Source organism: Psychromonas sp., assembly GCF_041586535.1.
Lineage (GTDB): Bacteria > Pseudomonadota > Gammaproteobacteria > Enterobacterales > Psychromonadaceae > Psychromonas.
In genome coordinates this window covers 1-5835 of the sequence record NZ_JBFGZY010000186.1, presented here as the reverse complement: position 1 = coordinate 5835, position 5835 = coordinate 1, and the positions used below count along the sequence as shown (strand labels likewise).

Here is a 5835-nt window from a genome sequence, read left to right as displayed (position 1 = left end):
AACGTTTCTGGATGAGAACTAGCTAGACATAAAACTACGTTTTAGTCTTTGTTATTGATTTGATTCAGAACGTCCTGTTCTTCACCACTTTGTGGGCAGCTAAAGCTGTTCAAAATCGTTCCATACGATTTTGTGTAATTAGAACAACTCGTTACTGCAATCAATGCCTTGCTTTCATCCATTTTTCCTACGCCTAAACAGATCATCTAATTATCGGAATTGGTATAACTACTGAAAATTCCCACCAAAATGGTGGGAATAAGGCGATTCCAGCTTAATTAGTTGCTATTCATATACCCTGTTCTGAACTTTAAAAACTGCAGATAACGTTCACTTTTCAAGGGAATAAAAAAATCCGCAGTTCAAATGAAGTGCGGATTTTTATATTCAGCAAAAAAGTTTATTAACAGAGCAACATTAACCTTAAATAAACTTAAACTTTTTTCTTACCCCAGGCATTAAGATCGATATCCAAATCCGAAAATTTGGCGGGATCGAATACCGGATGCTCCGCACCGGCTTTTAACTGATCTTTATAATCTTTTAACAGGCGGGTTGCTGTCGGGAACATCATCAGCAGCGCGATTAAGTTAACAATGGCCAGAATACCCATCATCGGATCTGAGAAGAAGAATACAGCAGTCGCAGCAGGTGCAGTCGCACCTAAGAATACGATAGCGATAACAGCAATACGCAGTACATGTACAGCACCTTTACTCTTAGTCATAAAGGTCAGTGCGTTTTCACCCAGGTAGTAGTTATAGATAACCGAGCTGAATGAGAACAGCAGAATAGCACCTGTCAGGAAGTATTGAACCCACTCACCGAAGTGAGAAACCAACGACTGTTGAGTCAGTACCACACCGTCGATGCCCTCAGCACCCGGTACGTACACATCACCAAGCAGGATGATAAAGGCTGTACAGCTACACACGATAATGGTATCGATAAATACTGATAGAGACTGCGTAATACCCTGACTGACAGGGTGTGTTACATCAGCTGTTGCAGCAACGTTTGGCGCAGAGCCCAGACCCGCTTCATTAGAGAACAAACCACGACGCAGACCTTGTGCCAGAGCAGCTCCCATACCACCACCAACAGCTTCTTCAATACCGAAAGCATTAGACACGATAGTCTTAATAACAGCAGGGATATCACCGATATTCATCAGGATAACAACCAGTGCCATACTGATATAGCCAACAGCCATAATTGGTACAATAACATCTGCCGTTTTTGCAATTCGCTTGATACCACCATAGATGATAAAACCAACGATAATCGCCAGGAATATACCTGTCCACAAGCGGTCGATGCCCATACTGTCTTGCGCTGCACCGGCAACCGTGTTGCCCTGGAATGCATTAAAGCCGATAGCAAAGGATGCAATCAGACAGACAGCATAAACAGAAGCCAGCCATTTATAGTTTTCACCAAGACCATGAATAATCGCACGAGCCGGACCACCGCGGAATGCGCCGTTTTCTTTACGCTTGAAAAGCTGAGCAAGTGAACATTCCACAAGACTGGTTGCCATACCCACCAGGGCAACCGCCCACATCCAGAATACCGCGCCCGGACCGCCTAAAGTGATAGCAACGGCAACACCGGCGATATTACCACCACCAACACGACCACCAACAGATAATAACAGTGCTTCACGCCCGGAGATAGCATCCTTATCAGCAGTCTGGTTTTTGTTCAAAAGCACGCGGAACATACGTCCAAAGAAAGAAAATTGAACAAAGCCTGTCGCGATGGTGAAGAACAACCCTAAGATAATTAAGAACGGGATAAGTGACCATCCCCATGTGAGATCATTAATGACCCCAAAAAACGACTCGATTAATTCCATGAAAATTCCTTGTATTATGTATTATTGATATCTGCCGCCACACAATAGAATTGTGTGTAGAATGGATACTCAAAGGAATTGAAAATGCGTAACTCATCAATGCCTTTGAGTGTTTTTTATACGGTAAATGTCTAGCTAATTTCGTGCCACATTAAACAAGCGGCAAACCATACGTAAATAATGTTCTGAAAGCAAATCTCATCGCCATGAAAGCAGATATGAGCCGTAAAATCACTCAAAATATGTTTAAAAATCAACCGCAACCGAGTAAAGAAGCTTTACCTTTGATGAACTGCCGCCTGCAATATCACCATAAACAACTAACCACTTAAAAAGAGGAATCAGGCTGTTTTAAAAAGGCCATTTCAGCCGGGGTCGATCTTCTCCCCAAAATATTATTACGGTGCGGATATCGGCCAAATTTTTCAATTATCGCTTTATGCTTTATTTCAAAATCAATATAGGACTGGATTCCGTTTGCTTCGAATAACCTCAATCCAACCTGATGAATTTTTAAAGACTCACTGTGCATAAACGGCATATAGAAAAAAGCTCTCTCGACATCACTTAGCGCTATATCTTTGCCTAAAGAGATCGCTTCCTGCGCGAGTGCTAATGCAACTTGATCCGCTACAAATGACTGCGGCGTATCGCGAAAAATATTCCTGGAAAACTGATCCAGAATAATGATTTCAGCCAAACGCCCTCCCGCCGAGTTTCGCCATTCATAAAGTTCACATTGATTGGCACACTCGTGGACAGGCAAAAACCTTTTTTTAATAAGCACATCAAATTCGCTGTCTTTTACCCACCACTTTTCCGGCTCTGTCTCATCAAACCAAAAAGATAAGATGTCTTCAGGTTTCACCAACTAACCTCCTCACCAGATTCCACCACCCGGCCTGACTCGATAATATGGGTTATTACAATAATCTCATCAATTGCAATAGCAAAGTACCTGGACAGCGCCCCGGCAAGACCAAGCTGCAACAATGAAATATCTGTCGCCGACCAGACAGAAGGCAATAACAGATCAGCCATAATTTTATATTGTTTGCCGAATTGCCGGCTAACCTCGAGCAGATTAACCGTCATCTCATCAGACGCTTTGCCTGACGCCACGGACCATAATTCAATCAGCTCAGTGAGTTCGCCTGAGTTTCTTTTACAATCCGCCACTACTCTACAATTTGCAATGGGCACAGTATCCCCTTAACTGTTAAGTCGAACCCAGCCGTGCTGAACAGTGAAAAATCCAGCCTTCCCCTTTCCTTTTGAATTCCAACATTCTTATCAATCATTCACTCTCATTATAAAACCTTAAACTTTCTCCGTGGTTATCCCGTTAATTTAAGACTAGACTGAACATACATTTATGCAATTAAGGAAATAATCATGATACAACAAGGTCAGTCACTACCAGCAGGCAGCTTGAGTCAACTTAGCAAAGACGGCATGGTTAACCATCAGGTCAGTGAGTTATTTGCCGGTAAAAAAGTTGTTTTATTTGCCGTTCCGGGCGCGTTTACGCCAACCTGCTCTGAAGCACATTTGCCCGGTTATGTGGTCTTAGCAGATAAATTTAAGGCCAAAGGTGTTGATATTATAGCCTGCGTATCGGTAAACGATGCATTTGTGATGAAGGCCTGGGGCGATGCACAAAATGCTTCTGAGCTGATGATGCTCGGTGATGGTGACGCCAGCTTCACAAAATCATTAGGATTAGAGATGGATACCGCCGGTTTTGGCGGGCTGCGTTCACAGCGTTATGCCATGGTAATTGACGATGGTATCGTAACCTTATTAAACGTCGAAGCGCCTAAAGCCTTTGAAGTAAGCAAAGCCGAAGTGCTATTAGCTGCTTTATAAGCATTATTTAATCGCAAAAAACGGAAGTATTAACCTCCGTTTTTATGATCAGCTCGAGGTTGCAGCGCTACGCGAAACCGGACGATCATTAATCGGCAGATGAATTAGCGCTGCGCAGACTGCCAGAATGACACTTGCCCACCAGATGGGCTGGTAAGATCCGTAATAGTCATACACCCGCCCGCCGATCCAGGCGCCTAAGAAACTGCCAACCTGATGGGTAAAAAATACCAGACCATACAGGGTCGACATATACCGCGCGCCGAAGATCTGCCGGACCAGACCTGAAGTCAGCGGCACTGTACCTAACCAGCAAAAACCAATTGCACCACCGAAAATAGCGGCACTTTGCTCAGTAATCGGCAGAACGGCAAAAGCGGCAATAATTAAAGCACGAATTAGATACAGGGAGGTCATCACATAACGTTTGTCAAACTTGTCGCCCATTACCCCCCAGAAATAAGAGCCAAAAATATTGAAAATTCCGACATAAGCCAGCGCCATGGCGGCAGTCGCCCCCGGCAGCCCCTTGTCGGCCAGATAACTTGGCAGGTGAGTCGCGATAAACATCACATGGAAACCACAAACAAAGAAACCTGCATGGATAAGCCAGTAGCCCTTATGATTAAACGCTTCCTGCAGGGCTTCACGCAAAGTTTGCCTGCTCTCAACCGCAGCCCCCTTTGTATCGGATTCACTGTTTGTGTTCTTCATAAAAGCAGCAAATGCAATCATCAGACAGCAGATCAGGGCAAAGATTTGCAGCGCGGCCTGCCAGCCGTAATCGCTGAGCAGGGATTGCGCCCCGGGAATCACGACAAACATACCAAAGGAGCCGGCAGCGGTAGTCAAACCGAAAGCTTTAGCGGTGTATCTGGCAGGCACAACACGGGCAACCGCCCCCAGAACAATAACATAACTGGTCGCACTCAACCCTAATCCGACCAGCGCACCGAGCGTAATATATAACCAGCCAGGCTCACCGGCCAGTGAGGTCAGATACAAGCCTGCTGCATAAGCCAATGCACCGAAAGTGATAACCCGGCGCGCTCCCCAGCGATCTGCCGCCATGCCGACAAAGGGTTGGAAAACACCAAAGAGCAGGTTTTGCAGTGCAATGGCGAAGCTAAAAAACTCCCTTCCGGTATGAAAGGTATCTGTAACGGGCATCATGAAGATACCGAAAGACTGCCTGATCCCCAGACTGATAATTAATATTGCTATCCCCATCCAGACTAAGAGTGGAAAACGAAAAATACTCATTAATGGTGCTCCATGCTGTGATCAACGGACGTCTGCTGGTGGCAACCGCTGCCTGCTGCATTTGCGGCCACTGCATGTTGTAATGGCTGCCAGTGATGCACAGCATATAAGGTAATGATCAGCAGAATCAGCATACGCAGTAGCTGCGCAAAAAGTGACTGTGAAAACATTGGGTATCCTGCCGCCAGAATTGACAAAAAACGTGATAGTAGAGAAAGCTGTTACATGACTCAAGTGAATAATAATCATAAACTCTATGCACAAAACGCAAGTGGCTATGTTTTACGGGGGCGTAACAACTGCTGATAGTGACGCTTTTGCCAAGCCCTGAGTTATGGCATTAACGGGACGAATTCAGATTGCAGATTGAAAACCGCAGAAGCCTGTATGTGGGGGAGCAGTTTAATACACCTCAGCTCTGGATAAGCAAATCGATACAATACCGCTATTTCCGCGTATTTCTGCGTTAAATCATCTACCAATAGCCGGCTATTGCTACGATGATTCGCCTTGAACTACACGAAACTAACGACACTGTATAATATAAAACGTAAACATTATGATATTAAAAGCAATGACGCTTTCATTATCCAGAGTTGAGGTTAATACAGTAAATGCCCCATTCTGTTTGAGGAAGCTGATTATAAATAAACACTCTACAGTGTTAAGTGGGAATGGATGATTAGCCAGAGGAAAGTCATATTATACCAAATCCGATAACTATCTACTCATTTATACTTGCTAAAATGAATGCTAGCTAGACATAAAACTACGTTTTAGTCTTTGTTATTGATTTGATTCAGAACGTCCTGTTCTTCACCACTTTGTGGCCAGCTAAAGCTGTT

General features: G+C 44.3%; 7 protein-coding genes. 1 reads left to right on the top strand and 6 read right to left on the bottom strand.

The genetic code is table 11. The features are described 5' to 3' along the window. Positions 1–41: 41 nt before the first annotated feature. The 4 genes from ABZA00_RS15940 to ABZA00_RS15925 form a co-directional block, all read right to left on the bottom strand. Complete coding sequence (locus ABZA00_RS15940) at positions 42–206, bottom strand: hypothetical protein (RefSeq protein WP_372883141.1); 165 nt, start codon at positions 204–206, stop codon at positions 42–44. Between the two features lie 227 nt (positions 207–433). After that, on the bottom strand, positions 434–1858 hold the full coding sequence (locus ABZA00_RS15935; protein WP_372883140.1) for an alanine/glycine:cation symporter family protein: 1425 nt from the start codon (positions 1856–1858) through the stop codon (positions 434–436). A 328-nt stretch (positions 1859–2186) separates the two neighbouring features. Then, entirely contained in the window at positions 2187–2726 is a 540-nt protein-coding gene (locus ABZA00_RS15930; protein WP_372883139.1) for a DUF924 family protein, read from the bottom strand. Then, positions 2723–3061 (bottom strand): hypothetical protein, encoded by a 339-nt coding sequence (locus ABZA00_RS15925; RefSeq protein WP_372883138.1) that lies wholly within the window; start codon positions 3059–3061, stop codon positions 2723–2725. The genes ABZA00_RS15930 and ABZA00_RS15925 overlap by 4 nt, the downstream gene beginning before the upstream one ends. A 192-nt stretch (positions 3062–3253) precedes the next feature. On the opposite strand from ABZA00_RS15925, the gene ABZA00_RS15920 reads away from it, so the two are divergent. Further along, on the top strand, positions 3254–3727 hold the full coding sequence (locus ABZA00_RS15920; RefSeq protein WP_372883137.1) for a peroxiredoxin: 474 nt from the start codon (positions 3254–3256) through the stop codon (positions 3725–3727). A 48-nt stretch (positions 3728–3775) separates the two neighbouring features. Here ABZA00_RS15920 and ABZA00_RS15915 read toward each other — a convergent pair whose 3' ends face one another. Both ABZA00_RS15915 and ABZA00_RS15910 read right to left on the bottom strand, forming a co-directional pair. Continuing rightward, positions 3776–4990, bottom strand: coding sequence for an MFS transporter (locus tag ABZA00_RS15915; RefSeq protein WP_372883136.1), 1215 nt, complete (start codon positions 4988–4990; stop codon positions 3776–3778). Next, a complete protein-coding gene (locus tag ABZA00_RS15910) occupies positions 4990–5160 on the bottom strand; it encodes a hypothetical protein (RefSeq protein WP_372883135.1) in 171 nt (56 codons plus the stop codon). The genes ABZA00_RS15915 and ABZA00_RS15910 overlap by 1 nt, the downstream gene beginning before the upstream one ends. Positions 5161–5835: the final 675 nt, after the last annotated feature.

What these genes read in the sequence shown, in the direction of transcription:
- ABZA00_RS15910 (WP_372883135.1), bottom strand. Translation starts at nt 5,160, where the DNA reads ATGTTTTCACAGTCACTTTTTGCGCAGCTACTGCGTATGCTGATTCTG.
- ABZA00_RS15920 (WP_372883137.1), top strand. Translation starts at nt 3,254, where the DNA reads ATGATACAACAAGGTCAGTCACTACCAGCAGGCAGCTTGAGTCAACTT.
- ABZA00_RS15915 (WP_372883136.1), bottom strand. Translation starts at nt 4,990, where the DNA reads ATGAGTATTTTTCGTTTTCCACTCTTAGTCTGGATGGGGATAGCAATA.
- ABZA00_RS15935 (WP_372883140.1), bottom strand. Translation starts at nt 1,858, where the DNA reads ATGGAATTAATCGAGTCGTTTTTTGGGGTCATTAATGATCTCACATGG.
- ABZA00_RS15940 (WP_372883141.1), bottom strand. Translation starts at nt 206, where the DNA reads ATGATCTGTTTAGGCGTAGGAAAAATGGATGAAAGCAAGGCATTGATT.